This is a genomic window from Blastomonas sp. SL216 (genome assembly GCA_026625625.1).
Lineage (GTDB): Bacteria > Pseudomonadota > Alphaproteobacteria > Sphingomonadales > Sphingomonadaceae > Blastomonas.
In genome coordinates this window covers 3,658,372-3,682,160 of the sequence record CP113055.1, presented here as the reverse complement: position 1 = coordinate 3,682,160, position 23,789 = coordinate 3,658,372, and the positions used below count along the sequence as shown (strand labels likewise).

Below are 23,789 nucleotides of genomic sequence, written 5' to 3'. Positions count from 1 at the left end.
GCTCAGCGCCCCTGCTGGGCAAGCCGGTCGTAGCTGCCGCGCGGCAACAGGATCAGCGCCAGCCCGCGCGCCGACATGCCCCCGGCAATGATCCGCGCCTGATCGCCCGCACCCCAGAAGGTGTCGATGCGGTTGGCGCCCTTGATCGCACCGCCGGTATCCTGCGCGATCCACAGACCATTGGGCTCGGCCCGGTCCATCGACAGGAACAGCGGCGCGCCCAGCGGAATGAACTTGGGATCGGCCGCAACGCTGCTGCCCGCCTCGACCTGATAGCCCAGCGCGCCCAGCGGGCCAGGTCCGGTCAGCTCGCGGAAGAACACGAAGCTCTTGTTCTCGCGCATGATCGCGCGGCCCTCTTCCGGGTTGGCGCGCAGATAGGCGACAATCCCCTGCATGCTCGCCTGGCCGGGTGCCAGCAGGCCACGATCGCGCATCAGTGCGCCGATGCCGGTATAGTCGCGGCCGTTCTGACTGGCATAGCCAATGCGGACCACCGATCCATCTGGCGCGCGCAACCGGCCGGAGCCCTGCACCTGCAGGAAGAAGAATTCGATCTCGTCCGCTGCCCAGGCGATCACCGGCGCGCGGCCCTGAAGCGATCCCTGCTCGATCTGGGTGCGATCGTCATAGGGCACGAAGTCGCTGCCCTTGACCTTGCCGCGGATCTTCTTGCCTGCCCATTCGGGGGAGAATTGCGACAGGTCGACATCGACCAGATCGGACGGGCGGCCATAGACGGGCACGTCAAAGCCGGGCTGGCGGGTGCGGCTTCCGGCGATTTCGGGCTCGAAATAGCCGGTGGCGAAAGCCGCACCTTCGCCCACCTGCACCGCTTCGAACTGTTCGGCAAAGAACCGCGCAGGGTCCTTGTCGCCCCATTGCGCCGCGGCGTCGCAAGGCGCGCGCCAGTCCTCGGGGCGGGTCAGGCCGCTCGCATCCTGCCGCCTGGTGACGGCGGGGCAGCTCAGGCGAAAGGCGGCCAGAGCGGCGCGCGCATCATCACGCGTGATCGGCAGGCTGGCGATATCCGGGCCGCGTCGCAGCGTCTGCCCCGCTGCCTGGGCGATATCGGCGCTGGCGATCACCCCTGCGCCGGTGATGGCCGGCAGCGGGGTAGCGCGCGGGATGACATAGCTGGACAAGGGTGCACCGGCGGGCGCGGGCGCAGGAGCCGCCGGACGGCCAGGTGCAGGCGTTACCGTCTCATAAGGCAGGCGCGAAGCGGGCGGAGTGGACTCGGTTTGCCCCGAAGGAACGACGCCTGCGCATCCGGCCAGTGCCAGCGGCAGCAGGGCAAGCGCAAGCCGCCGCATCGCCTTCCCCCGCTTGCCCGCCATCAGGCCTGGTCGGTTTCGACCAGGATCCAGTTGGGGTCGTTGCTGCGCAGGTCGCGCGCAAAGGTCCAAACATCGTGCGTTTCGACTGCATCGGTCAGCGATCCGGCGACCAGCTCGCCATCGGGGCCGCGCACGACGGCAGCAATATCGGAATCGAACCGCACCGTGATCCGCGCGGTCGGGGCGTCATATTCGGCATCGATGATGCGCGTCTCGTCGATACGCACCAGCCGGTTCTCCAGCGTTTCGCCGCGGGTGGTGCGCTGTTCGATCGACTCGGCAAAGCTCTCGTAAACCTCGTCGTCGCACAGGCTGCGCAGCTGTTCGCGATCCCCCGACCAGAAGGCTTCGAGGATCATCGCATAGGCTGCCTTGGCGCCTTCGCGGAAGCGGCCGACGTCAAAGGTGCGATCGGCGGCGAGCATCTGGCGAATGCCGGGTTCGGCGGCAATGTCGAACACGGTCGAGGTGCCCGGCGTCAGCGCTGCGGGCTTGTCATCCAGCTGCGGGCGCTCGATGGCGGTCGGCCGTTTGGCGGCAGGGCTATCCATGCCACGGGTCAGCGGCTCCTGCTCGTGCCCGGTGCGTTTGCCCAGCACCGAATAGAGCCGGAGGCCCAGAAAGGCTGCAACCATGGCCAGGATGATGATTTCTACCGTCACAAGACTTCCCGTTTGCCCACCCGTGTGGAACGTGATGCTGCCAACGCAGCAGGTTGAACGCACAACATAGGACATGTCCGCCAATATGCAAATCGGTTTGGCCCGATAGTTGGGCCTGATATCGGCAGCTGTCGCAGCGCTTGCGCATGCGCCAAGGCAGGATTAGAGCGCTGACCGGAGCGCGGGGACGCGCGTGCACGATGTGAAAGGGAATATCCATGGCCGAAGACGGCACCGTCAACTCGCAAAACCCGGCGCTGAATGGCGCTTCCGGTCCGCAGGCTGGCCTGATTTCACAATATGTGAAGGACCTTTCGGTCGAAAATCCCAATGCGCCCGATAGTTATCAGTGGCCGGGCCAGCTCAGCTTCGACGTGCAGTTCCGCGCCGAATCGCGCCAGCTGAACGAAGAAGTGCATGAAATGCTGTGCACCTATACCATCGCCGCCAAGGCAGAACAGGGCACCGCCTATCTGGTCGAGCTCGCTTATGGCGCGCTGGTCGGCCTGCGCGGGATGGACGAGGAACAGACCCGCCGCTTCCTGTTTGCCGATACGCCGCGCATGGTGTTCCCCAATATCCGCCTGATCATCGGCAACGTCATCCGCGATGCCGGCTATCCGCCGCTGGTGCTGGAGCCGATCGACTTTGTCGGCCTGTACGAGCAGCAGAGCCAGGACCCCAATTTCGGCGCAGCCATGCCGCCGGCGGAAGGCAACGCCTGATCTTCGCAGACCGGGTCATCGCCCGATGAGCCTGCTTCCATGAACCTTGTTCGCGCCGTCTCCACCATTGGCGGGCTGACGCTGGTCAGCCGCGTGCTGGGGATGGTGCGCGACATATTGATGGCGCGCTATGTCGGCGCCGGCATGGCGTCGGACGCGTTCCTGATCGCCTGGCGGCTGCCCAACCTGTTCCGCGCCTTGTTCGCCGAGGGCGCGTTTGCCGCCGTCTTCGTGCCGATGTTCAACCGCAAGCTGGCCGAAGCCGACAAGGACGCACCCGGCACCGGCATGGAGGTCGCCAAGGCCTTTGCCGGGCAGGTGCTGTCGGTGCTGGTGCCGTTCCTGGTGGTCTTCACCGCGCTGATGATGCTGGCGGCAGGCCCCGTGGTCTATGCGATGACCGGCGGCTTCCCCGATGGCGGGCCGGAAAAGTTCGCGCTGGCCCGGCACCTAACGATCATCACCTTCCCCTATCTCGCGCTGATCTCGCTGGTGTCGCTGCTCGGCGGCATTCTCAACTCGATCGGCCGTTTCTGGGTCAACGCGGCAGCGCCGATCCTGCTCAATATCTGCATGATCGTCGCGCTGCTGTTCTTCCGCGGCGACAGCGAGGTCGAGACCGCCGTGACCCAGGCGATTGCCGTCACCATTTCGGGCGCGCTGCAGCTGTTGTGGCTGATCCTGGCATGCCGGTCGAATGGCGTCGCGCTCAAGCTCTCGCGCCCGCGCCTGTCGCCCGACGTCAAGGCGATGCTGCTGCTGATCGCGCCGGCGGCGATCGGCCAGGGGGCGATCCAGTTCAACCTGCTGATCTCCACCTCGCTCGCCGCCCGTTACCTGAGCGAAGGCGCGGTATCGTGGATCTATTATGCCGACCGGCTGAACCAGCTGCCGCTGGGGCTGATCGGCATCGGGGTCGGCACCGCGATCCTGCCGATGCTGTCGCGCCAGATCGGCGGCGGCGACAGCCAAGCCGCGCTCAACACGCAGAACCGGGCGCTCGAGCTTGCGCTGCTGCTCGCGATGCCCGCCGCTGTCGCGCTGGTGATTGCCGCCGGGCCGATCATCCATGGCGTGTTCCAGTATGGCGCGTTCACCGCTGCCGATACCTTTGCCACCGCACAGGTGCTCGCGGCCTTTGCCTGCGGGGTTCCGGCCTATGTGCTGATCAAGGTGCTCACCCCCGGTTTCTACGCGCGCGCCGATACCAAGACGCCGGTGCGGCTGGCGCTGGCCGCGATGCTGGTGAACCTGGTCGGCAATCTGGTGCTGATCTGGCCGCTCGGCCCGGTCGGCGTCGGCGTGGCAACCGCGCTGTCTGCCTGGGTCAATGTCGCCTTGCTGTTCGGCGTGCTGTACAGGCGCGGACATATCCAGCCCGACAAGCGGCTGCTGGGCAAGCTGTGGCGGATCATTACCGCCGCTGCGCTGATGGGCCTAGCGCTGTGGCTGGGCGGGCATCTGGCCGAAAGCTGGATGGAAGGCCGGCTGGAGCATCGGATCGCAGCACTCGCCGTCTTGTGCGGTGGCGGTGCAGCGGTATATGGGCTCGCAACGCTGGCGCTGGGCGCTTACCGGCTCAGCGAGATCAAGGGCATGTTGCGCCGCAAGGCGTGAAGCTGCCCTCCGCTTCAGGCAAGAAAGTAACACACATGCGCGTCCTTTCCGGCATCCAGCCGACCGGCAATCTGCACCTGGGCAACTATCTGGGCGCGATCCGCAACTGGGTGAAGATGCAGGACGAGATGGACGCAGACAGCGCGTGCTTCTTCTTCCTCGCCGACCTGCATTCGATCACCGTGCATGAGGAGCGCGAGACGCGCATCCGCAACGTGCGCGAAATGGCCGCCGCGCTGATCGCCTGCGGCATCGATGCCGACCGCAGCGTGCTGTTCAACCAGGCCCGCGTGCCTGCCCATGCCGAGATGGCCTGGTTGCTCAACGGCACCGCGCGCATCGGCTGGCTGAACCGCATGACCCAGTTCAAGGACAAGGCCGGCAAGAACCGCGAAGGCGCGAGCGTCGGCCTGTTCGTCTATCCGGTGCTGCAGGCGGCAGACATCCTGCTCTATCAGGCGACGCACGTTCCGGTGGGCGAGGACCAGAAGCAGCATCTGGAACTGACCCGCGACATCGCGATGAAGTTCAACACCGATTTCGGCGTCGAGCTGTTCACCCTGCCCGATCCCTATATCCCCAAGGAATCGGCGCGGATCATGAGCCTGCGCGACGGCAACGCCAAGATGTCCAAGTCCGACCCTTCGGACATGAGCCGCATCAACCTGACCGATGACGATGACGGCATCGCGCAGAAGGTCCGCAAGGCCAAGACCGACCCCGAACCGCTGCCCGAGCTGGCGGCTGATCTGGCCGGTCGGCCCGAGGCGCAAAATCTCGTCGGCATCTATGCAACGCTGACCGAATCGACGCCCGATGCGGTATGCGCGCAGTTTGCCGGACAAGGCTTTGGTGCGTTCAAGCCCGCGCTCGCCGAGATCCTGGTCGAGACGCTGCGCCCGATCCGCGAGCGCTTTGTCGCGCTGAAGGAAGACGAGGCCGCGCTCGATGCGATCCTCGACAAGGGCGCGGAAAAGGCGCGCAGCGTGGCTGCACCGACCTTGAGCGGGGCCTATGAAGCGCTGGGCCTGATGCGCTGAGCCGAAAGGCCGCGCATCAGGATTTGCGTTCAAACGGGGTTCATTCACGGCGGATTAGTCCTATATCCATATTCGGACCGGGCAGGGTCGCGCCGGTTCGCGATGGAGAGAACAACATGACTGCTCGCAGCCGCTTTACCCGCCGCACCGCGCTGTTCGCGGTGCCCGCCCTAGCGCTTGCGTTGTCGGCCTGCGCCACCCCGTTCAAGGCCGATGTCGCGCGCTTCCAGGCTCTGCCCGCTCCCCAGGGCCAGAGCTTTGTCGTCACCGCTTCCGATCCCCGCCTGCAGGGTGGGCTGGAGTTCGGCCAATATGCCGGTCTCGTTACCCGCCAGATGACGCAGATGGGCTATGTGCCCGCCAATGATCCCTCACGCGCCGACATGGTGGTGAGCTTTGCCTATGCTGTCGACAATGGCCGTGAAAAGGTCGTGTCCGATGGCTTTGGCGGCGGCTGGGGCGCTGGCTTCGGTCCCTGGGGCGGCCCGTGGGGCGGCTTTTACGGACGCCGCGCCTTTGGCTTCGGCTTCTATGATCCGTTCATCTTCGGCCCCGGCTGGAACAACGATGTGCGCAGCTACACCGTGTACACCAGCGCGCTCGACCTGAAGATCGACCGCGTTGCCGATAACCAGCGGCTGTTCGAAGGCAAGGCCGAGGCTCAGTCGCGCAGCAAGAACCTGCAATATCTGGTGCCGAACCTGGTCGACGCGATCTTCACCGATTTCCCCGGCCGCTCGGGCGAGACCGTGCGTATCTCGATTGCGCCCGAAGGCAAGAAGGTGAAGCCCATCCGCGAAATGCGGTGACGGTTCTCTTCCCTCGGGCGAACCTCTCAAAATCCTCCCCGAGCTTGTCTCGGGGAGGGGGACCGCCGACCGCAGGTCGGTGGTGGAGGGGAAGCGAGATGGCATATGGTTGAAATGCGCAGCGCACATTCGCTGCCCCTCCACCACCCGCTTCGCGGGCGGTCCCCCTCCCCCAGCAAGCTGTGGGAGGATTTTTTATGTCCCCGTCGAGCCGAAGCCGCCTGCCCCGCGCGCCGTCGCGTCGAGATCGTCGACCTCGGCAAAGTCCGCGCGCTGCACCGGTGCGGCAACCAGTTGCGCGATGCGATCGCCCCGGCGAATCGGGAAGGGCGCATCGCCATGGTTGATCATGATGACCTTGAGCTCACCGCGATAATCGCTGTCGATCGTGCCGGGCGTGTTCGGCACAGTAATCCCGTGCTTGAGCGCCAGACCTGAGCGCGGGCGCACCTGCACCTCGTATCCATCGGGAATCGCCATGGCAAAGCCGGTCGCCACCGCGTGCCGCTGGCCCGGCATCAGGTCGAGCTCTTCGGCCGCGACGACATCCATGCCCGCCGCGCCAGACGTCGCATAAGCGGGCACCGGCAGCCCCTCGCCATGCGCCAGCCGCTTGAGCCGGATGGTGATCGGCAGCAGCGGGTGTTCAGCGGACGGCATCGGCAATCTTCTCCATCAATTTGCGCGCGACCTGGTCCTTGGGCAGGTTGGACCAGCTTTCGACGCCCTGGGCGGTGACGATATGGACCGCGTTCTCGCTGCCCCCCATCACGTCTCCCGACACGTCATTGGCAACGATCCAGTCGCACCCCTTGCGCGCCAGCTTGGCCTTGGCGTGATCGATCACATTCTCGGTCTCTGCGGCAAAGCCGACGAGCAGTGCCGGACGCCGCGCGTCGCGCGCCAGACCTGCCAGAATGTCGGGATTTTCGGCCAGCTGCAGCACCGGAAGCGCACCGCCTGTCTTCTTGATCTTCTGGTCCGCCGCATCCGCGGTGCGCCAGTCGGCTACCGCCGCCACCAGGATCGCGATATCGGCAGGCAACGCCGCCTCGACCGCTGCCGCCATCTCGCGCGCGGTCTCGACCTCGATTCGCGTCACGCCCGGCGGCGTCGGCAGATGCACGGGACCTGCAACCAGCTGCACATCCGCGCCCATCGCCGCGGCGGCTTCGGCAATGGCAAAGCCCTGGCGTCCGCTCGACCGGTTGGCGATATAGCGCACAGGATCGATCGGCTCGTGCGTTGGCCCTGCGGTGATGAGGATGCGCTTGCCTGCGAGTGGCCGACGCTGGATGTCGTCAGGGACAGGATGGCCAGCCAGCGCCGCCTCGATCCGCTCCATGATCGCCACCGGCTCGGGCAGGCGCCCCGGTCCATATTCGCCGCAGGCCATCGCACCATCGTCGGGATCGACCACCATCACGCCATCGCCGCGCAGCTGCGCCACGTTGCGCTGGGTCGCGGCATGCTGCCACATCCGCACATTCATCGCCGGGACCGCCAGCACTGGCGTGTCGGTCGCCAGCAGCACGGTGGTGGCCAGGCTGTCGGATATCCCCGCCGCCATCTTGGCCAGCAGGTCGGCGGTGGAAGGGCAGACCACGATGAGGTCCGCCTCGCGGCTGAGCTGAATATGCCCCATCTCGGTCTCGTTCTTGAGATCCCAGAGCGTCGTGAACACCTCGTTCTCGCTCAAGGCCGCCAGCGTCATCGGCGTGATGAACTGCGCGCCGCCATCGGTGAGCACGCAGCGCACGCTCATGCCCGCCTTGCGGATCAGCCGGATCAGCTCGCACGCCTTGTACGCCGCAATGCCGCCGCCGACGATGAGCAGGATATGGGGTGGTTTCATGGGGCCCAGCGGTAAATGCTGCGCACGCGCGGGTCAACGATAGTGCCAGCTTTCGAGCAGCGACGATGTGCCCGGGCGATACGGCTGGCCATAAGCATGGAGCGGCCGCGTCTCGCCGCAGCGATAGAGCGGCCCTGCCACCAGCCGCCGCCGATACAGCAACGTCAGCACGATCGCGTGCACCAGCGCGCACAGCGCCACGCCGATCAGCTGGCCCGCGCGCCCGTCGATCAGCAGCGTGCCTTGCGGAATATGATCGCTCAGCCGGATCAGCCCGATGACATGGGCGCACAGCACCGATGCCGCCATGGCGGCCAGGTGATCACGCAGTTTCAAAAGGGTCGCAGTCCAGGTCATGCGATCTGCCTATAGCAACGCCAGTATGCGCGCTGTGCGGCAGATCGCAGGACTCAAAGAAATCAGGCGGTGACCGCGCGCAGGCCTTCGATGAAGTGCGGGATGTTGGCGTCGGTGAACCCGGCAATGTTGATCCGGCCCGATCCTGCCATGTACACGCCCCAATCGGCGCGCAGCGCGGCGATCTGGTCGGGCGTCAGCTGCAGCACCGAAAACAGGCCGTTCTGATGCCCGACTGCGGCCAGATTGACCGAACCGATAGACTGATGCGCCGCCAGCGCATCGCGCACGCCGCGCATGCGGGTCCGCATCGAATCCAGCTCGTCCAGCCAGATCTTGGTCAGCCCTTCGTCTTCCAGCACGATGCGCACCGAAGCTGCGCCATGATCGGGCGGCATCGACCAGTTGGCGCGCGCGAGCGCGGCAAGGTTTGATTGCACCGCAGGCTGCTGCGCGGGGCTTTCGGTCATCACATACAGCGCGCCGACGCGCTCGCGATACAGGCCGAAATTCTTGTCGCAGCTATAGGCGATCAGCGCCTCGGGCACCTGCGACAGCACGGTGCGCAGGCCATAGCCGTCCGCCTCGAACCCATGGCCCAGGCCGTGATAGGCGAGGTCGATCAGCGGGAACAGCCGCTTGGCGGCGACCGTTTCGGCAATCTGCTGCCATTGCTGCTCGCTGTAATCCGCGCCGGTCGGGTTGTGGCAGCAGCCGTGCAGCAGCACCGCATCGCCCGCATCCGCCTTGTCGAGTGCGGCTTCCAGCGAAGTGAAGTCAAGCTTCTGCGTGGCAACATCCATATGCCGGAAGGTTTCGCAGGCCAGGCCCACCGCGCTCAGGATCTGGGCGTGATTCGGCCAGCTGGGCGTGCCCATCCAGATGCGCTTGACGCCGGCCTTCAGCAGCAAATCCGCCGCCAGCCGCACCGCGCCGGTACCGCCGGGTGTCTGCAAGCCATCGATCCGGCCAGCCGGGTCGAAATCGCCCAGCATCCAAGGCATGATCGCGCGGACAAAGCCCATATCGCCCTCGGGGCCGAGATAGCTCTTGCTGTCTTGCCCATCGAGCAGGCGCGCTTCTGCCGCCTTGATCGCCTTGAACACCGGCGTTGCGCCATCGGCGGTGCGGTAAACGCCCACGCCCAGGTCGATCTTGGTCGAACGTTCATCGGCAGCGTAAAGCTTGATCAGCGCGAGCAGCGCATCCGCCGGTTGCGCCTTCAATAGTTCCAGCACGGGTCAATCCCCCATTTCAGCTTTGAATATTGCCGGAAACACCCCTTCCGGCGTCAGGAAAATGCGCGAGCCTCCATGCCGACCGATGCGCGCCGGGGCAAGGTAAAAAGGCCGGTCGAAGCGCTTTGGCTGCGACCGGCCTTTCCATGCCCTTATGTGGCAGTTGCGACCCTGCGGGCTATGGCGTGCCGCTCGGCACCTCGTCAGAACGGGACGAAGCTGCGCTTGCGGGTGAATTTCATGTAACCGGCGTTGACGCCCAGGCGCAGGCCCAGCCCCATGCGCACCGGGATCAGCACGACATCGCCGCGGCGCAGATAGCTGGTGTGGAAACCGCCGACCAGATAGGCCGCGCCCTCGCCCGCGCCGAAGCGCTTGTAGAGCTCTTCGCTGTCATAGAGATTGTAGACCAGCACGAAGGTATTACCGGCATTGGCCCCGGCATCGAAGCCGATCGAGGGGCCGGTCCAGTAGACCGGGCGATCGCCCTCGACCTTGTGGTGCAGCGTGCCCGATCCATAACGCAGGCCGACAACGAACGCGCCCGATGCCTCGCGCCCGACGATATAGCCATTGGGCTCGCCCTGCTTGCGCAAGATGTCCTCGATCAGCCCGGCCAGCCCTTCGGCCCCCTTGCCGAACACGCCTTCTGCCGCGCCGATCAGGTCGTCCTTCTGATAGCCGTTGCCGGCGACGCCAGGCCCGGCAGGAGCGGCAGGCACCGTATCGCTGGCCACGGGGGGAAGCGGATCGGCGCTGCTGGTCGTGCCGCTGTCGGGCGTGCCGTAATCATAGCCCTGATCGAGCGGCGCTTCGGTGACGGGCTCCGATGGGGCAGCACGCGACGGGCGCGCCAGATCGGCATCGATCGCCTCATTGGGATCGACCGTCTGCACCTGCGCGAAGGCCGATGGCGCCAGCGGGCCACCAAGACCTGCCACGGTCAGCGCGACAACCGCCAGACCTCGTCCGAACCAGCCCATCTGCATGCCTTGCCTCCCGCTTCTGCACGATTAACCACGAATCCCGGATTTGTGCGCGAGTGACAATGAATGGGCGATGACCCGAGTCGCGCACGCGATGACCCGAGTCCCGGTTGCGACAAATCGAGCGAACAGCCGCAAATCGCCCGATGGCACCGCGCTGATCGCGGCGCGCAAACAAAAGCGCACTTAACCGGTTGATCCCCGCTGCACCCGCCGCTATAGCGCGCTCTGGCCAATCGACCGGCCCCCTAGCAGGGGCAAGCAAGCATCGAAATGCGCGCCATGCGGAGACGTGGGTGAGTGGCTGAAACCAACGGTTTGCTAAACCGTCGTACTGGTAAATCCGGTACCGAGGGTTCGAATCCCTCCGTCTCCGCCACCTACTAATCCCACACGATCCCTGATCAGCTCCGAAAGTCCAGCTTCCCTGCGGGGTTCGCTGGTGATTCGGATCCCTGTGTGTCCCACGTCGTCCAGACCGACATTTTTGCCAATGTGGGAACAAATTTTATGATCAGGTCCATGGAAACGACTTCAAACACCGGCCCGAAGACCGAGGGGCAGTCCAGCCGCCGTGTCAGTTTTGGTGACGGCCTTTTTCGCTATGAGAGGCCGGGAGGGACCAGCAGTTGGGTCTGCCGGGTGCAGCACAAGGGCCACCGCAGAGATTTCGGCCTGGGCAGCTGCAAGACGGTTGGCTTGGAGGAAGCGCGCGAACGGGCGCTGGTTGTGCGCAAACAGGTCGAGCAGGGCTACGATCCGCAGTTCGAGCGGCGCAAGGTCGAGGCCGTGCCCAACTTCAAGGATGCGGCGCAGAAGGTGTTCGACATTCATTCGAAGACCTGGCGCAACGGCAAGCACCATGGCCAGTGGATGCGCACCATGGAAATGTATGCTTTTCCACAGCTGGGCAAGATGAGGGTCGATCGGATCACCGGCCCAATGATCCGCGACGTGCTGATGGAAATCTGGCTGGCCAAGCCCGAAACTGCGCGCCGGGTCCGGCAGCGGATCGGTATGGTGCTCGATTGGGCCTATGCATCCGGCTATCGGGAGAGCGAGGCTCCGATGCGGGCGATCACCAAGGGCCTGCCCCGCCAGCCACGCCGTGATGGCCATTTCCCGGCCATGCCCTATGAGAAGGTGCCCAAGTTCATCCAGAAGCTGCGGGCGCGGGAATCGTTCAGTCGCTTGGCCCTTGAATTTGCCATTTTCACCGCCGCCAGATCGGGCGAGGTGCGCGGGATGACCTGGGATGAGGTTGACCTCGAAAGCGGCCTCTGGACGCTTCCCAGGGAGCGTATGAAGGCGTTTCGCGAGCATGTCGTACCGCTCAGCCCGCGACCGCTGCGGATCATCCGTCGCTGTGCCCAGCTGCGCCTGCGGGAATCGCCCTATGTGTTTCCTGGCTTCAAGAACAATCGCCCTCTGTCCGACATGACGCTGTCCAAGCTCATGAAGGAGATGAACCAGCCTTACACGCCCCACGGGTTCCGCTCATCGTTCCGCGACTGGGTAAGTGAAGAGACGAACCATCCGAGCGATGTTGCAGAGGCAGCATTGGCGCACACAGTGGGCAACAAGACCGAAGCCGCCTACCGGCGAGGCAACCTGCTGGAGAAGCGTCGGGTGATGATGGCCGAATGGGCCGCATACTGCGACAAGGAAAGTTGAGGTGCCCCGCCTGTCGCGCGCAGAGCGCAGGCGCTTGCGCAGGTTCGAGCGGGCGGTCGAGCGGATGGAGCCGCTCGACCGAGAAATCTTCCTTGGCATCCGCGTCGATGAACTTAGCTACCGCCAGCTAGCCACGAAGCACGGCATGACCCTGCAACAAGTCGAACAGCATTTTGCCAATGCCCTGTTTGTGCTGATGCAGATGCCGACCGAGAAGCCGCCAGACTGGTGGCAGTTCTGGCGCTGGTGATGCGGCTTCCAGCTTGCCAATCGTCTGTCATCTCTACAGGGTGCCGCTGCCCATGAGAACCGACCTCGACCATCTTCCTGCCAACAAGCAGCGCGAGCTTGAGCGCGTGAAGCAGATCATCTTCGAGGAGTTCGAGGACGCCCTTTCGCTCGCGACGAACAAGTGGAAGAAGAAGGGCCGGATCGAGAAGCTGATCCTCTATGGAAGCTACGCACGCGGCGGCTGGGTCGATGAGCCGCACACGGCCAAGGGCTATCGCTCCGACTTCGATCTGCTGATCATCGTCAACGACAAGCGGCTGACCGAGCGCGTCGATTACTGGCTCAAGCTAGAGGATCGCCTGATCCGCGAGCTTGCCATCGACCGGACGCTGCACACGCCGGTCAACTTCATCGTCCACACGCTTCAGGAGGTGAACGACGGGCTGGCGCATGGCCGGTATTTCTTCATGGATGTGGCGAAAGACGGCATCGCCTTGCACGAGGCCGATGAGCGGGAGCTGCATACGCCGAAGCCAAAGACGCCTCAGCAGGCGCTAGCCATGGCGCGCGAGTATTTTGACGAGTGGTTTCCTGCGGCGGCAGGTCGCCTCGATACCGCGAAATATACTCGCGGCCAGGGTCGCCTTCGTGAGGCAGCCTTTGATACCCATCAGTCAGCTGAGTTCTTGTACCACTGCGTTCTGCTTGTCTGCACCTTCTACACGCCGCACGTGCACAACCTTGGTCTCCTGCGCACCCAGGCCGAGCGGATCGACATGCGTCTGGTCGATGCTTGGCCTCGTGACAGCCGGCTTGATCGGGCGCGGTTCGAGAAGCTGAAAGAGGCTTATGTGAAGGCAAGATACTCCAAGCACTATCGGATTACCGAAGATGAGCTTTTGTGGCTTGGCGGGTGCGTGGAGGAGCTTGGACGGGCTGTCCACGCTATCTGCTCGGAACGGATTGCCGATCTTGAGGCAAAGGCTTCAGCATCGGGTTGAGAGCGCAGATTCGTGAGCCGGACCTGGACGACGGCCTCGCACTGTCCTTCTGCCGCCACCTACTCTCAAATCTCACCCTTTGAAGACCATTCGAGCCGTCCGTTCGGCAGCCCCAGCCGCACCCATTTTCTGCCACCGCACCGGCATCAAATCCGGCTGGGTTGCAGGGCCGCGATGCTTCGCATCGGACCCACATTTTATAGTCACACACCTTACGCACGGGTGCATGCAGGATTTCTGCCACTTTTCGAGGTGCCAATCCGCTGCCTCGTGACGCCACCCCTCTCGAGAATGGCGGTTTTCTGCGGGGTTTCGCGGCGGCGCATCGCTGCCTCGTCGGACGGGATGATGGCGGACAAAATCGACTGGCGGCTGGACCGGACTTGGCCCTATCGAGAGCCAATGTTACCCCCCTTTTTCGGGGCAGGTAGCAAGCCGCCGACCGGCCAAGGCATGATGGAGCTGCCCCGGCAGCTGTGCACAAATTCTAATCCGTTCGCCGAGGTGAGGTTTGATGGATGCCGCTTCAGCAATCGTGCAAACGGATATCCTGGCGTGAGAATGTCTTGTGGCGCTTATAGAGCCGAGAAGGGATAATCCAGTGCACGGCGGATGGCGCACTCGGCTCATTCAGTCGCTGGTTCTCAAACAGTTGGTCCCGCTATGCCCGGAACGCGCATCCCCCCGTCTTCTCCGTTATCGATCGAGCCGATCAGTATGCGGGTTCCCGATGCTTGCCGGTATACTGGCATCAGCCGCAGCACCTTGTACCTGCTTATTGCGCGAGGCGAAGTCGAGGTTGTAAAAATGGGAGCTTCCACGCTTGTGCTGACCGAGAGCCTCCGGAGCCTAGTGGAACAGCACCGCACATGTAAAAAAAGCCATCGGATAGGGCCAGATGGGACAATCTAACGCAGCCAGAACAGGCCATTCGCCGACAATCAATTCACTCATTCGGTCGCTATGAACAGATCCTTTGCCTCCAGCCAATGATGACCTCCAACGACATCCTCTACCACAGGACCGCGCACCACGTAGATCTGATGCGGCGAGTAGGCGATATCTGATACCCCGACGAGTCTAAATCTACGGCCAGATTGAGTTACAAGATACCGCCTTGAATTCACTAGCTCAATGCGCCCAACAAAAACACCGAAGTTGCGGGGGTCATCGCTGTAAGACTTTGGATTGCGATTAACCGCTTGAATGAATTCAGAGTATTCGAGGGAGTTCGGTCCATCTGAATAAACCGCCTCCGGAAGAATCGGCAATCCCGATTCTGTAACTATAGACCGGCCATCCTGCGTGACTAAATTTTCAGAAGAGATGCGCCCACCATCAAAACTATCAGGCAAGTATTTCGCGTCCCCACCCAATTCTCGCCGATTCGCATACCATCGCGCTGACAGCCTCGCTTCGTTTTGTCGAACGGCCAAGAGGGCTTGGACCGCAGCCGTAGACGCACCCTCGATAACAATCCTCCCCGTTGTCGCCGAGTCGATCGTAATAGCCACCACACCGTCATCGACCACCAGCTCCGCAGCACGTTTGGAAAGCCGACGCTGTCGGTTGCTTTCAATACACATTGAGACCGCTAAGACGAAGGAACCAAACCCGCCCAACCCGCCAATAACTGAGCCCCACGCATCAAATATTGCAATCACGCTACCCTTGGATAAGTGGGTCAGCTCAAACTCAGCGTCAGGCCCTAGATGCTCATCGGCGAACATGCCGAGAGCAGTTAGAAATGCTCCAAGACGCTCCACGCGGATTGCTTGATTTGTTTCAAAGTGAATTGCGAACTGACGATTTTTCAGATCGATTGGTGGCATCGCCATTCGCCTAACCTCCAAAAATAAATCAACCTATACAGACTAGGAAGCAATTACACCAATGCATTCAAATAGATGACAAATAAAATCACCGACCTGCAGATAGAGTCAGTATCAACTCATCCGCTTGATGCCGAGCAGCGCGATGTTTTAAATCCCCTCCAAGTGTAGAAAAACGCGATGAAATCTTAGCCTCTTCGATCCGAAAATGTTCAGCAGCAATGGCCTTTACATCATCACCGCTAAGGCCGTTCGATGCCTTACCTGCCGGGAATGTGATAATAACACTGGCTTTATTCCGAGCAAGGATAGCTAGAAGGTCGTCGAAAGCACGCTTAGAAGTGGTTAACATTGAGAAGTCAGAAGATGGCCGTTCACTTAACTGGGGGTAGCGGCCTGAGCCCGATACATCACCGACAGCTCCTCGCGCGACACCCTCAAGTACATGATAAAAGCGGCTGTAATGGACGCCAGAATAAGGTGGGTCGAGAAAAACAAGATCTCCCTCGCGCGCCTCATTTGCGAGTTCGTTCGCGTCCACGCAGTGAGCCTTACCTGTCTTCTGAGCCACCCGAGGCGCTATATCCGCGACTCGCGCTCGGACAATGGCAGGAAGATCCCGTTCCCATGCCTCGATAAGGTAGGGGCCTGCGGTTTCGTTCGGCTTGAATGGCTGGGCCGTGTGCCCTGGAGAGGCGGCGCAACGACTGGCTGCTTGAATTAACGCCGCGAGTGCGACGTTCCGGTGGACCACGGTTTCCGGCAGGCACGACCTCAGAGCATCGAGCCACAGTGACTGCATTGGCGAGAAGTAGTAACCGCCATACGCCCTACTGAGCGGAAATCTGCGGCTGAACTCAAATGCACGCGCTCGCGAAGCTGCTTCAGATACCGGAATTACTGAAAGTGAAGCCTGAAGTTCCTTGATATCACGCCAAGATTTGTGCGCTGCGACACGAGCACGGGCGCTTCTCATCCAGACCTCTATCCAGTCTCCCTGGGTGACAGTCTCAGTGCGTTCAATCACTGCGGCGGCGAGGACGGTGGAATACATTTGCAAATCGCTGGCGATCACTTCTTTGCCACAACGTTCTGCGACGTACCACGCAACAGCTGCTGATCCGGTAAAAAGGTCGAGCACACGATTTGCTTGGCCTAGGGAGCGACCTAGTGCCTCGCCCAGGCCATTACCGAGCATAGCTCGCTTCGACCCCATATACTTCATTGGAACAGCCCCCATAGCGCTGCCCGCTCAGCCTGACACATGCGCATGGCGTTGCCTGCTAGGCCTGTGATCCACTCGTGTCGATGGCCTGTAGGGGCCATAGCGCATTCTTCCAGTGCCAAGTCGATGTCGTCCCAAAGCTCCCCGCTTGCGCCGGGTGGAAAATTGGGATCCCACAGCCCATGACTTACGCCAAAATCTTGCCACCAATCATTGAAATGCACGGCTGGTTGAACACCTGCCGCACGCAAATTTTCCTCAGCCATGCCAGTTGCCAACCTGAGCAGTAAGCCAGCCCTGCAAATCATGGCGTATGGAGGGGCAGGCAACGTCCGCCTTGAAAGCTGGATTAGAAATTCATGGTCGACAGGATCATCTATTCGGCTCAAGAAATCAAAGGAGACGGTTGCCTTTGTGCTTTCTTGTAGCCGATCATAACGATGAGGATATTCTGATATCTGAGAATTACACGAACGTGCCTCTGTTTCGAGCAATATGCGCAAAAGATGACGCTCAAGCTCTACGCCATTCGGTCGGCACGAATTCCAGAACATCCTTAGAAATTCAGCATCCGATGCAGGCGTGGTAATGATTGGACCAAGCGCTGTCGGTTGATAGCTGGACCAGTTTCGTTCATTCCGATCAGCTGATCCTTGTTGGAGGTCGAACCCCCACTCGGTCATCAACTGGCCCGCCGCAGTAGATATTTGACCAGGAAAAAACTCTCGGAACGGATCCAGTAGGGAAGCCCCAGCCAGCCGGAGTGGCGCAATGAGGCGGTCTAAGCTCAGTGGGCTTGCAGACCATTCAGCCAGCGCAAGCCAAGCCATATCGTGGGTGCCAAACGCGGACATGATATGTGCGTTTCCGCTCGCATCCACGACGGCGTTTCGCCAATTGAATACCCCTATGCCCGAACTAGCGAGAATAGAGAGAGCCGCCCGGAGTTCGGCATAGTAAGCTAAGTGACGTGCAGCATGGGCTTGGCCGCTTACCAGCGAAGAAAACGCCCGGCCAAGATAACTCCAACCATCAATCGCATGAAGTGGACCCCGTACAGCAATAACTTCAAGCAAATTTGCTCCAGATACGGAGGCGAAGGCGGCTTCGCCACGGGGCAATGCGCCATCCTGATAAGGATGCGTCGGCGGAAGCCAAGGAGTCCCGTTTTGAGCACGAAACCGACCCAGCGCGGCAACCACAGTTGCAGGATCCGCAAGGGACAAGATTGCCTTGTCGTTCGCACTTAGCTGAGCAGTCACCTCAAGAAAACCGCTTCAGTGCTTCGTCGGCAACTTTAGCAATCTCGTTCGCATTTGCCGCTAAATGGCGGAACAATTGTTCTCGGAGAGCGACATAGCCGCTGCTTCCTCGAAAAGCTCGCTTCAGCATTCGCAAATCATCTCCAAGTCCTGGGGCATCCGCAGATCGCCAATCAAATCCGGAGATCGCATCACAAAAATCTGAGATATATTTACTGAGATTTGAACGGCCAAGCTCGCCAATAGCGACAGTCACATCATCCTGAGTGGTTGCAGCGCCCGCCACGATTCTAGTTTCAAGGTCGAACAACTCGGGCTTCAGCTGAGCTATGCTAAAAAATATCTCGTTTGCAACGGCCAGCACGCCACGAACGCCCTGCTCTTGATTTAGCATAGTACGGTTTCCGATAAAGGCGTAACCGGGGTCGGGTGCCAGAGTGGCCTGTCCGTCAGGACGTGAAAGCTGCTCAACCCATTGGTGATTATCGTTCATTATCGACGCACGAATTCGATCCCACAACATAATGAGGAAGGCGGCCTGCTGCGGGCGAGACCATGGAAGCGGACCCGATGCTGGAGTAATGTCAGCGGCAAATAGTCCAGAGGCTGAACGTCCACTGCCTGTTGACAGGAAACTAGTTGTAATAGCCTGAACCCAGCCCGCTTGGGTAACTCCAGCCCCTGGCGGTGCGGTTTTCGAAGACTCCCCAAGCATATTGATACGGTTGTGGAATGGGCTTTCTGGTTGAGTGTACAAGATTTCTGTCAATTCTTGCGCTCGTGCTTGTCTATAGATGCGAAGATCGGACAGTGTCTCAAGCCACTCCGCCGAGCGTAGAAGAGGAAAAAGATCGAATGCATGGCTCGGGTTGATGCGCTTCGGCGAAACGTTAATAGACCAAAATAGATATGCCTGCCAGCCGACATCCAAGCCCGTGAAGGCGACGACCGGGAGCTCGAAGTCGCCAGGGAGGCTCCCATCCTGCAACGCTTCGTCAAACGCCCAGAGGCGATGCTGTCCATCGATCACCTCAAAGGGTTCAAGGTCGGAAGGCATCCAGTGTTCGAAGCGATCGGAATATGGAAGGGTAAGTTCGGCGCGACTATCCCCATCGTTGTCGATCGTCACAAGGTCTGTTGCGGCAACCTTTCGGCCTCGACGTTCGTCACTGTCGGTCAGGATGTTAACGACGATTGCAGTCGGCAACCAGCCAGGCTTGCGCATAGCAGCAGATGCAGCATCGCGCGCGACTGAAGGTAGGCCACTGTAGGGGTGCCCAAAGCGCACAAAATCCCGGATCGCGGCTGACCGCCTCGGATCGTGCAAGCGCTGCAGGCCTTCACCGCCTGCTTGCCCACGGGTGCGGCGATACACGCCACTCAGCGCCCGCAATTGTACCGCTGACATCGAGAAGAGCAAGATATGCTCGTCTGGTTTGCGACGATGCTGGACCGGATCGAAATCAAAATGGTCCCACTCCGGGAGCCACTGCTTGAACCGAATTGCCTGAATTTTATCCACCAGTCAGCACCTCCCCGCGCTCCATGTCATGACCTTCCACATCCTACAATGCTGTAAATTAATTGGAAAGATCTGGCATTCTGCGGGCTGCCCAGCCAGTGCAATTCGGGCTTTCGATCGGCATCAAGTCACCGCGCAATCCATATTGCCACTTAATGTTTAGCTCTTTCAATCCCACCATAAGCTTGTGTAAGGACCCTACTTTGCGACTCGCGCGAATGCTGAGCGTGCGAACAACGCGTTCGGCGATCTTTACAGACATGGGCAGAGGCTGCATTCTAGTCGGCTTGCCTTTTTGAAAAGGGAAATCGTGCTCGGCGAAGGCGACCGCCGACGCGTTCTGAAACAGGTTGAAGTCAGCCCCCACTGGCTATGGCAAATTCATGCACAGTAACATCAAAGCGGCGATTATTCTGGGATCGGCCATCATTCTGGCAGTGGCTATCTATGTCTATTTTTCACCGCACCAAGTCTGTGTTCGTGCTCAGGAAGCGAATGGCAACGCCGAGCATGCAGAAATGGCGTGCGTGAATTTGTTGAGCCCGAGCTGACCGCTAACGTCGTAAAAATGGAAGCCCTAACGCTACTGCTTCTGTTGCCCTTCCAGCAGTTGAACGATGCGGTCGAGCTTTCGCAGGATGGCAGCGCAAAACAGCAGTCCACCGACCACCGCCGCGCCGACAACTGCGCGATCATACCAGGGCCAGCTGTCCAGAATCGCAGTCATGGATTTTCCTCAGTTTGATTTTCCACACTTTCCCGGAGGTATAACACCGGCAGTGGAATCTCGCGGCATATCCGCGCGACCAGTGCAGTGAAGTTCGTGGAGATGGGCTGCAGACTGGCCACGAATTGGTCGAGCGCGTTGAGGTTCATCTCCAGGCGTCCCGCATGCACCACGGATATCGATTCGCCGTCATCCCTAATGGGGCGATGATCGTACATCGAGAAACCCAGCATGGTTCGATCGACGGCGTCTCGGGGTATCGTCATCATGGCATGGACGAGAAAATGCCGATTGGTCTCGAAGCTGCGGAAACCTTCAAACGTTGACCGCATATCGGCCGCATAGGCTTTGATTGGGCCATCCATTTTAAACAGCGTCTTTAAGCGCTTCACTTTCCTCGCCCAGGGTTTCGGAAGGTCACCCAAAGCGCGGTAAGTCGGGTGTTCCCGGGCCCGCACGATCAATTCGCTGACTGAGAATTCAATGCCGCTATATCGATGAATGAATAGGCCCCTGAGCCGAATTGCTTCGTTGATCGTTGCCAATTCGGAGTCGTCATCGCGTAGCATAGCGGCGAACTGTTGCGCGATAAAACGGGGTTGGCAATGGCACCGCTCCCGGTTCTATTTGGTTTTGGAGATTTGCCTGAGGCTCGGTAGAATCACTGGGTAGGCGTCGGGTAACAGGAAGCCCCTGCATTGTTGGACGGAAAAGCCTGGGGCCATAAGCTGCCAGCCCCTTTTGCTTGGGATGAAGCTATCCGTTGCGGTCCCCTTCGGACCAGGCTCTAGGCTTACGCCCGTAACCCGGCTGCTCCGGTTTACGCCCATGCAGGTGACGATCCCTGACCGGTCCAGGGCAGGGCTGCTCCCTGCCCTCTGATGAGCGCCGGCAATGTCGGCGCAGCTTTTCCTTGATGATGAGCGGGGAGGAAGGGGCTCTGCCTCTCCCTCCCCCGCAAGTCCTGCCTTGGGGCCGAGGCTCGCCTTTGGCTGCGCCCGCACCACCCCCGGCGGCAGAACTTGCCCCCCTCCCTCTCCGCCCCTCGCCGGGTCGGCAGGGGTCATGCGCGGCGCATGACCCGCTGCGCGGATCAGGAAGGAGAAATCATCATGACCAAGACCACCACCATCGACCCTCATAGCCGGATCACCGAGCGCATCATCGCCGAGCTGGAGCAGGGCATCCGCCCTTGGGTCAAACCATGGAGCATCGACAGGCTCGGCGGACGCGTCACGCGTCCCTTGCGGGCGACGGGCGAACCCTATCGCGGCATAAACGTCCTGTTGCTGTGGCTGGAGGCCGTCGCCTCCGGCTATGGCAGCCCTACATGGATGACCTACCGGCAGGCGAAGGCTTTGGGTGCTCAGGTGCGCAAGGGCGAGAAAGGCGCGCCGATCGTCTATTACGGCAGCAGCAGCAAAACCCGTACCGACGAGCAGAGCGGCGAAGAGCGTGAGGAAGGCTTTCGTTTCCTGGAATCCTACACCGTGTTCAACGCGGAGCAGATCGAGGGTTTGCCCGAGCGCTTTGCCGCCATCGAGGCCCCTGCCCCGGTCCTTCCCGGCATGGAGCGCGATGCCCGCGCCGAGGCGTTCTTTGCCAGCATCCCGGCAGAGGTGCGGCATGGTGGCGATCGCGCCTATTACATGATCGGCGAGGACCGCATCCAGCTTCCGCCCTTTGAAGCATTCGAGGACAGTCACGGCTATTACACCACTCGCGGCCATGAGACGGTCCACTGGACGCGCCATCCCACCCGCCTTGATCGTTCCTTCGGTCGCAAATCATGGGGCGACGAAGGCTATGCCCGTGAGGAGTTGGTGGCCGAGATCGGGGCAGCATTTCTTGCTGCCGACCTAGGGCTAGCACTGGAACCGCGCGCAGACCACGCCAGCTACATCGCCAGCTGGCTGGAAGTGCTCAGGAACGACAAACGCGCCATCGTGCAGGCCGCAGCCCATGCAGAGCGAGCAGTGGCCTATCTCCACCAGCTGGCAGCCCCTGCTGACATACAGGAGGCCGCATAATGGACAGTCTTGCAACGCAGATCGTGGAGCGCGGCCTTGCCGCCTCCACCTTCCTTCTGGACATCAACCGCAGTTTCACCATGCCGCGCGACTTCCCGCTGTCCTATCCATGGAATCTGCCCTCCCGGCTGTTTCAGTTTCCGATCGAGGTGAGCGCAGCCGAAGGCGACGGTACCCGCCTTGGCCTGATGCACCCGCTGCTGGCTGCTCATCCTTTCGTTCAGCATGTGGAAGCCGGCCTTGGCCTCACGCTGGACGCGCACGGCGCACCCAATGCCTATGGCGTCAGCAAGGCCCGCAATGGCCAGTGGTGGCATGCGGTGGATCTTGTCAGTGCCGGGCAATGGCGCGCCTTGCTCGATACCCGTGAGTACACCACGGCAGAGGACATTGCCCGCGCCGTGGCATACGGCCTCACCTATTCGCGGCATGACGGAAAGCCGACCGGCCATCTCTCGCCGTTTGAGGCCCGCACCATCATGGCCGCGATCGGCGCTCCCGAGCCTGCCAGTCGACGCGGCATGCTGGCATTCAGCACTCCGTGCGCCTGCAAGCCCGACACAGGTACCCTCCATTGGCCAGTCAATCACCCTGGCCTTCCCGCCAACGATGTCGCATGGGCAATGGTCTACGGCATCGAAGATGGGTGGTTCGCCCATGATCGTTCCGGTTTCCTGCATTGGACCGAGCAAGGCCGCGAGCGATATACTGCCGGAGAAGCTGACACCTTCACGACTGCCACCGGTCAGGGCGCATTTGCGTTCTGACCGGGCACAGCCCCGATCAGTAGAGGCCGCCCCATTGGGACGGCCAGCGCCATTGCCCACCCTCAGCCGCCCTTGGCGGGGCTGTATGATGTTGTTGCGGCACATCAGATACGGCATCCTGTGCTAACCCAAACGCAGGTTCGCATGTCTGCCAACGCACTCGATGGCCACCGGTCAGCATAGCAAAGAGCAAGTTCAACCACTGATCGCCAAAAGCGATCCACAAGTTGATTCCGAAGTTGGAACCCGGACCGTCGGCAGAAGAAAATCATCGACAGCAATAGCGTATTTTGGCATAGTAAAGGGACGGTCTGAGAACGTCGTTTTGATGCGCAGGGAACAGGGCGTGGGAATAGAAATAGCAGAAGAATATTGAATTTTGTTATCAATTACATACACTTAACTTAATCATACCACCTCTAGATCCCAATCATACAGAAATCTATATGCTATGAAAAATTGATCTACTTTTTGCTTGAATCCAGGTCTTCACCCTTACAAGGGACCAGTGCCTGAGGGGCCCTTTTGCTTGACTCAATTTTCCGCTGGAGTGGCGGCCGGGTCGCATAACCAAATACAAACGGTGCCTGGCGCGCACTAGCGCTGCCTCCACCTTTTTCAGCTTTATTTTTAATGATTCCCATTTGCTTATATGACGGCAAACATGATTCAGCACGTGCAGTAAACAAGAATCCATCAGCAAATAGTACAATTACGCAAGCGGCAAAACGGATAGCACCCATTACTCAATCTCCATCATTAAAAAACCCGGAGCGGGTGCATTTGAATATGTAGCGAGCGCGCTACAGCTCGAAATATCATCATAGAACATTATCATTGCCCTACCTGCCAAATCTGATGACATGACAAGAGCTTGCCATGAACCACA

24 protein-coding genes and 1 tRNA gene are annotated in these 23,789 nt (G+C 60.9%); 12 read left to right on the top strand and 13 right to left on the bottom strand.

Annotation, left to right across the window (positions count from 1 at the left end; genetic code table 11):
* Positions 1-2 precede the first annotated feature (2 nt).
* Positions 3-1,316, bottom strand: coding sequence for a murein transglycosylase A (locus tag OU999_17310; GenBank protein ID WAC23463.1), 1,314 nt, complete (start codon positions 1,314-1,316; stop codon positions 3-5).
* 23 nt (positions 1,317-1,339) lie between these two features.
* The gene (locus OU999_17305; GenBank protein ID WAC23462.1) at positions 1,340-2,002 is read right to left on the bottom strand and encodes a Tim44/TimA family putative adaptor protein; all 663 of its coding nucleotides are present in this window, start codon (positions 2,000-2,002) and stop codon (positions 1,340-1,342) included.
* A gap of 218 nt (positions 2,003-2,220) precedes the next feature.
* On the opposite strand from OU999_17305, the gene OU999_17300 reads away from it, so the two are divergent.
* From OU999_17300 to OU999_17285, 4 genes are all read left to right on the top strand, one after another.
* Positions 2,221-2,727 carry a protein-export chaperone SecB gene (locus OU999_17300; protein ID WAC23461.1) on the top strand — a complete coding sequence of 169 codons (507 nt, stop codon included), beginning with the start codon at positions 2,221-2,223 and terminating at the stop codon, positions 2,725-2,727.
* 39 nt (positions 2,728-2,766) lie between these two features.
* Complete coding sequence (gene murJ, locus OU999_17295) at positions 2,767-4,344, top strand: murein biosynthesis integral membrane protein MurJ (GenBank protein WAC23460.1); 1,578 nt, start codon at positions 2,767-2,769, stop codon at positions 4,342-4,344.
* 35 nt (positions 4,345-4,379) lie between these two features.
* On the top strand, positions 4,380-5,384 hold the full coding sequence (gene trpS / locus OU999_17290) for a tryptophan--tRNA ligase (protein ID WAC23459.1): 1,005 nt from the start codon (positions 4,380-4,382) through the stop codon (positions 5,382-5,384).
* 116 nt (positions 5,385-5,500) lie between these two features.
* A complete protein-coding gene (locus OU999_17285) occupies positions 5,501-6,193 on the top strand; it encodes a DUF4136 domain-containing protein (protein ID WAC23458.1) in 693 nt (230 codons plus the stop codon).
* A 195-nt stretch (positions 6,194-6,388) separates the two neighbouring features.
* On the opposite strand, the gene dut is transcribed toward OU999_17285, so the two are convergent.
* From dut to OU999_17260, 5 genes are all read right to left on the bottom strand, one after another.
* Positions 6,389-6,853: a dUTP diphosphatase gene (dut, locus tag OU999_17280; GenBank protein ID WAC23457.1), complete on the bottom strand. Its 465-nt coding sequence runs from the start codon at positions 6,851-6,853 to the stop codon at positions 6,389-6,391.
* Complete coding sequence (coaBC, locus tag OU999_17275) at positions 6,840-8,048, bottom strand: bifunctional phosphopantothenoylcysteine decarboxylase/phosphopantothenate--cysteine ligase CoaBC (protein ID WAC23456.1); 1,209 nt, start codon at positions 8,046-8,048, stop codon at positions 6,840-6,842. Before coaBC ends, dut begins: the two co-directional genes overlap by 14 nt.
* Before the next feature lie 33 nt (positions 8,049-8,081).
* Positions 8,082-8,405, bottom strand: coding sequence for a hypothetical protein (locus OU999_17270; GenBank protein ID WAC23455.1), 324 nt, complete (start codon positions 8,403-8,405; stop codon positions 8,082-8,084).
* A gap of 62 nt (positions 8,406-8,467) precedes the next feature.
* On the bottom strand, positions 8,468-9,643 hold the full coding sequence (locus tag OU999_17265) for an aspartate/tyrosine/aromatic aminotransferase (protein ID WAC23454.1): 1,176 nt from the start codon (positions 9,641-9,643) through the stop codon (positions 8,468-8,470).
* A gap of 203 nt (positions 9,644-9,846) precedes the next feature.
* The gene (locus tag OU999_17260) at positions 9,847-10,626 is read right to left on the bottom strand and encodes a DUF1134 domain-containing protein (protein ID WAC25467.1); all 780 of its coding nucleotides are present in this window, start codon (positions 10,624-10,626) and stop codon (positions 9,847-9,849) included.
* A 289-nt stretch (positions 10,627-10,915) separates the two neighbouring features.
* Between OU999_17260 and OU999_17255 the strand changes: the two genes are divergently transcribed.
* The 5 genes from OU999_17255 to OU999_17235 all read left to right on the top strand — a co-directional run bounded on the left by OU999_17255 (position 10,916) and on the right by OU999_17235 (position 14,447).
* Positions 10,916-11,008: transfer RNA gene (locus OU999_17255), tRNA-Ser, on the top strand.
* Between the two features lie 143 nt (positions 11,009-11,151).
* Positions 11,152-12,303 carry a tyrosine-type recombinase/integrase gene (locus tag OU999_17250; protein WAC23453.1) on the top strand — a complete coding sequence of 384 codons (1,152 nt, stop codon included), beginning with the start codon at positions 11,152-11,154 and terminating at the stop codon, positions 12,301-12,303.
* A 1-nt stretch (position 12,304) separates the two neighbouring features.
* On the top strand, positions 12,305-12,553 hold the full coding sequence (locus tag OU999_17245; GenBank protein ID WAC23452.1) for a sigma-70 region 4 domain-containing protein: 249 nt from the start codon (positions 12,305-12,307) through the stop codon (positions 12,551-12,553).
* Between the two features lie 52 nt (positions 12,554-12,605).
* Positions 12,606-13,535 (top strand): HEPN domain-containing protein, encoded by a 930-nt coding sequence (locus OU999_17240; protein ID WAC23451.1) that lies wholly within the window; start codon positions 12,606-12,608, stop codon positions 13,533-13,535.
* A gap of 717 nt (positions 13,536-14,252) precedes the next feature.
* Entirely contained in the window at positions 14,253-14,447 is a 195-nt protein-coding gene (locus OU999_17235; GenBank protein ID WAC23450.1) for a helix-turn-helix domain-containing protein, read from the top strand.
* A gap of 38 nt (positions 14,448-14,485) precedes the next feature.
* Here OU999_17235 and OU999_17230 read toward each other — a convergent pair whose 3' ends face one another.
* The 4 genes from OU999_17230 to OU999_17215 all read right to left on the bottom strand — a co-directional run bounded on the left by OU999_17230 (position 14,486) and on the right by OU999_17215 (position 19,376).
* Positions 14,486-15,373, bottom strand: coding sequence for a hypothetical protein (locus OU999_17230; GenBank protein ID WAC23449.1), 888 nt, complete (start codon positions 15,371-15,373; stop codon positions 14,486-14,488).
* 82 nt (positions 15,374-15,455) lie between these two features.
* The gene (locus tag OU999_17225; protein WAC23448.1) at positions 15,456-16,592 is read right to left on the bottom strand and encodes a DNA adenine methylase; all 1,137 of its coding nucleotides are present in this window, start codon (positions 16,590-16,592) and stop codon (positions 15,456-15,458) included.
* Complete coding sequence (locus OU999_17220) at positions 16,589-17,713, bottom strand: hypothetical protein (GenBank protein WAC23447.1); 1,125 nt, start codon at positions 17,711-17,713, stop codon at positions 16,589-16,591. Before OU999_17220 ends, OU999_17225 begins: the two co-directional genes overlap by 4 nt.
* A gap of 142 nt (positions 17,714-17,855) precedes the next feature.
* Positions 17,856-19,376, bottom strand: a complete 1,521-nt coding sequence (locus OU999_17215; protein WAC23446.1) for a DGQHR domain-containing protein — start codon at positions 19,374-19,376, stop codon at positions 17,856-17,858.
* A gap of 383 nt (positions 19,377-19,759) precedes the next feature.
* Between OU999_17215 and OU999_17210 the strand changes: the two genes are divergently transcribed.
* A complete protein-coding gene (locus OU999_17210; protein ID WAC23445.1) occupies positions 19,760-19,927 on the top strand; it encodes a hypothetical protein in 168 nt (55 codons plus the stop codon).
* Between the two features lie 32 nt (positions 19,928-19,959).
* On the opposite strand, the gene OU999_17205 is transcribed toward OU999_17210, so the two are convergent.
* Together OU999_17205 and OU999_17200 are read right to left on the bottom strand one after the other, a co-directional pair.
* Positions 19,960-20,103 (bottom strand): hypothetical protein, encoded by a 144-nt coding sequence (locus tag OU999_17205; GenBank protein WAC23444.1) that lies wholly within the window; start codon positions 20,101-20,103, stop codon positions 19,960-19,962.
* On the bottom strand, positions 20,100-20,672 hold the full coding sequence (locus tag OU999_17200; GenBank protein ID WAC23443.1) for a hypothetical protein: 573 nt from the start codon (positions 20,670-20,672) through the stop codon (positions 20,100-20,102). Before OU999_17200 ends, OU999_17205 begins: the two co-directional genes overlap by 4 nt.
* A gap of 543 nt (positions 20,673-21,215) precedes the next feature.
* On the opposite strand from OU999_17200, the gene OU999_17195 reads away from it, so the two are divergent.
* Entirely contained in the window at positions 21,216-22,133 is a 918-nt protein-coding gene (locus tag OU999_17195; protein ID WAC23442.1) for a zincin-like metallopeptidase domain-containing protein, read from the top strand.
* Positions 22,133-22,900, top strand: a complete 768-nt coding sequence (locus tag OU999_17190) for a hypothetical protein (GenBank protein ID WAC23441.1) — start codon at positions 22,133-22,135, stop codon at positions 22,898-22,900. Before OU999_17195 ends, OU999_17190 begins: the two co-directional genes overlap by 1 nt.
* Positions 22,901-23,789: the final 889 nt, after the last annotated feature.

What these genes read in the sequence shown, in the direction of transcription:
- coaBC (WAC23456.1), bottom strand. Translation starts at nt 8,048, where the DNA reads ATGAAACCACCCCATATCCTGCTCATCGTCGGCGGCGGCATTGCGGCG.
- OU999_17205 (WAC23444.1), bottom strand. Translation starts at nt 20,103, where the DNA reads ATGACTGCGATTCTGGACAGCTGGCCCTGGTATGATCGCGCAGTTGTC.
- OU999_17240 (WAC23451.1), top strand. Translation starts at nt 12,606, where the DNA reads ATGAGAACCGACCTCGACCATCTTCCTGCCAACAAGCAGCGCGAGCTT.
- OU999_17200 (WAC23443.1), bottom strand. Translation starts at nt 20,672, where the DNA reads ATGCTACGCGATGACGACTCCGAATTGGCAACGATCAACGAAGCAATT.
- OU999_17225 (WAC23448.1), bottom strand. Translation starts at nt 16,592, where the DNA reads ATGAAGTATATGGGGTCGAAGCGAGCTATGCTCGGTAATGGCCTGGGC.
- OU999_17230 (WAC23449.1), bottom strand. Translation starts at nt 15,373, where the DNA reads ATGGCGATGCCACCAATCGATCTGAAAAATCGTCAGTTCGCAATTCAC.
- dut (WAC23457.1), bottom strand. Translation starts at nt 6,853, where the DNA reads ATGCCGTCCGCTGAACACCCGCTGCTGCCGATCACCATCCGGCTCAAG.
- OU999_17285 (WAC23458.1), top strand. Translation starts at nt 5,501, where the DNA reads ATGACTGCTCGCAGCCGCTTTACCCGCCGCACCGCGCTGTTCGCGGTG.
- OU999_17210 (WAC23445.1), top strand. Translation starts at nt 19,760, where the DNA reads ATGCACAGTAACATCAAAGCGGCGATTATTCTGGGATCGGCCATCATT.
- OU999_17270 (WAC23455.1), bottom strand. Translation starts at nt 8,405, where the DNA reads ATGACCTGGACTGCGACCCTTTTGAAACTGCGTGATCACCTGGCCGCC.
- murJ (WAC23460.1), top strand. Translation starts at nt 2,767, where the DNA reads ATGAACCTTGTTCGCGCCGTCTCCACCATTGGCGGGCTGACGCTGGTC.
- OU999_17235 (WAC23450.1), top strand. Translation starts at nt 14,253, where the DNA reads ATGCGGGTTCCCGATGCTTGCCGGTATACTGGCATCAGCCGCAGCACC.
- OU999_17260 (WAC25467.1), bottom strand. Translation starts at nt 10,626, where the DNA reads ATGGGCTGGTTCGGACGAGGTCTGGCGGTTGTCGCGCTGACCGTGGCA.
- OU999_17195 (WAC23442.1), top strand. Translation starts at nt 21,216, where the DNA reads ATGACCAAGACCACCACCATCGACCCTCATAGCCGGATCACCGAGCGC.
- OU999_17310 (WAC23463.1), bottom strand. Translation starts at nt 1,316, where the DNA reads ATGCGGCGGCTTGCGCTTGCCCTGCTGCCGCTGGCACTGGCCGGATGC.
- trpS (WAC23459.1), top strand. Translation starts at nt 4,380, where the DNA reads ATGCGCGTCCTTTCCGGCATCCAGCCGACCGGCAATCTGCACCTGGGC.
- OU999_17190 (WAC23441.1), top strand. Translation starts at nt 22,133, where the DNA reads ATGGACAGTCTTGCAACGCAGATCGTGGAGCGCGGCCTTGCCGCCTCC.
- OU999_17300 (WAC23461.1), top strand. Translation starts at nt 2,221, where the DNA reads ATGGCCGAAGACGGCACCGTCAACTCGCAAAACCCGGCGCTGAATGGC.
- OU999_17250 (WAC23453.1), top strand. Translation starts at nt 11,152, where the DNA reads ATGGAAACGACTTCAAACACCGGCCCGAAGACCGAGGGGCAGTCCAGC.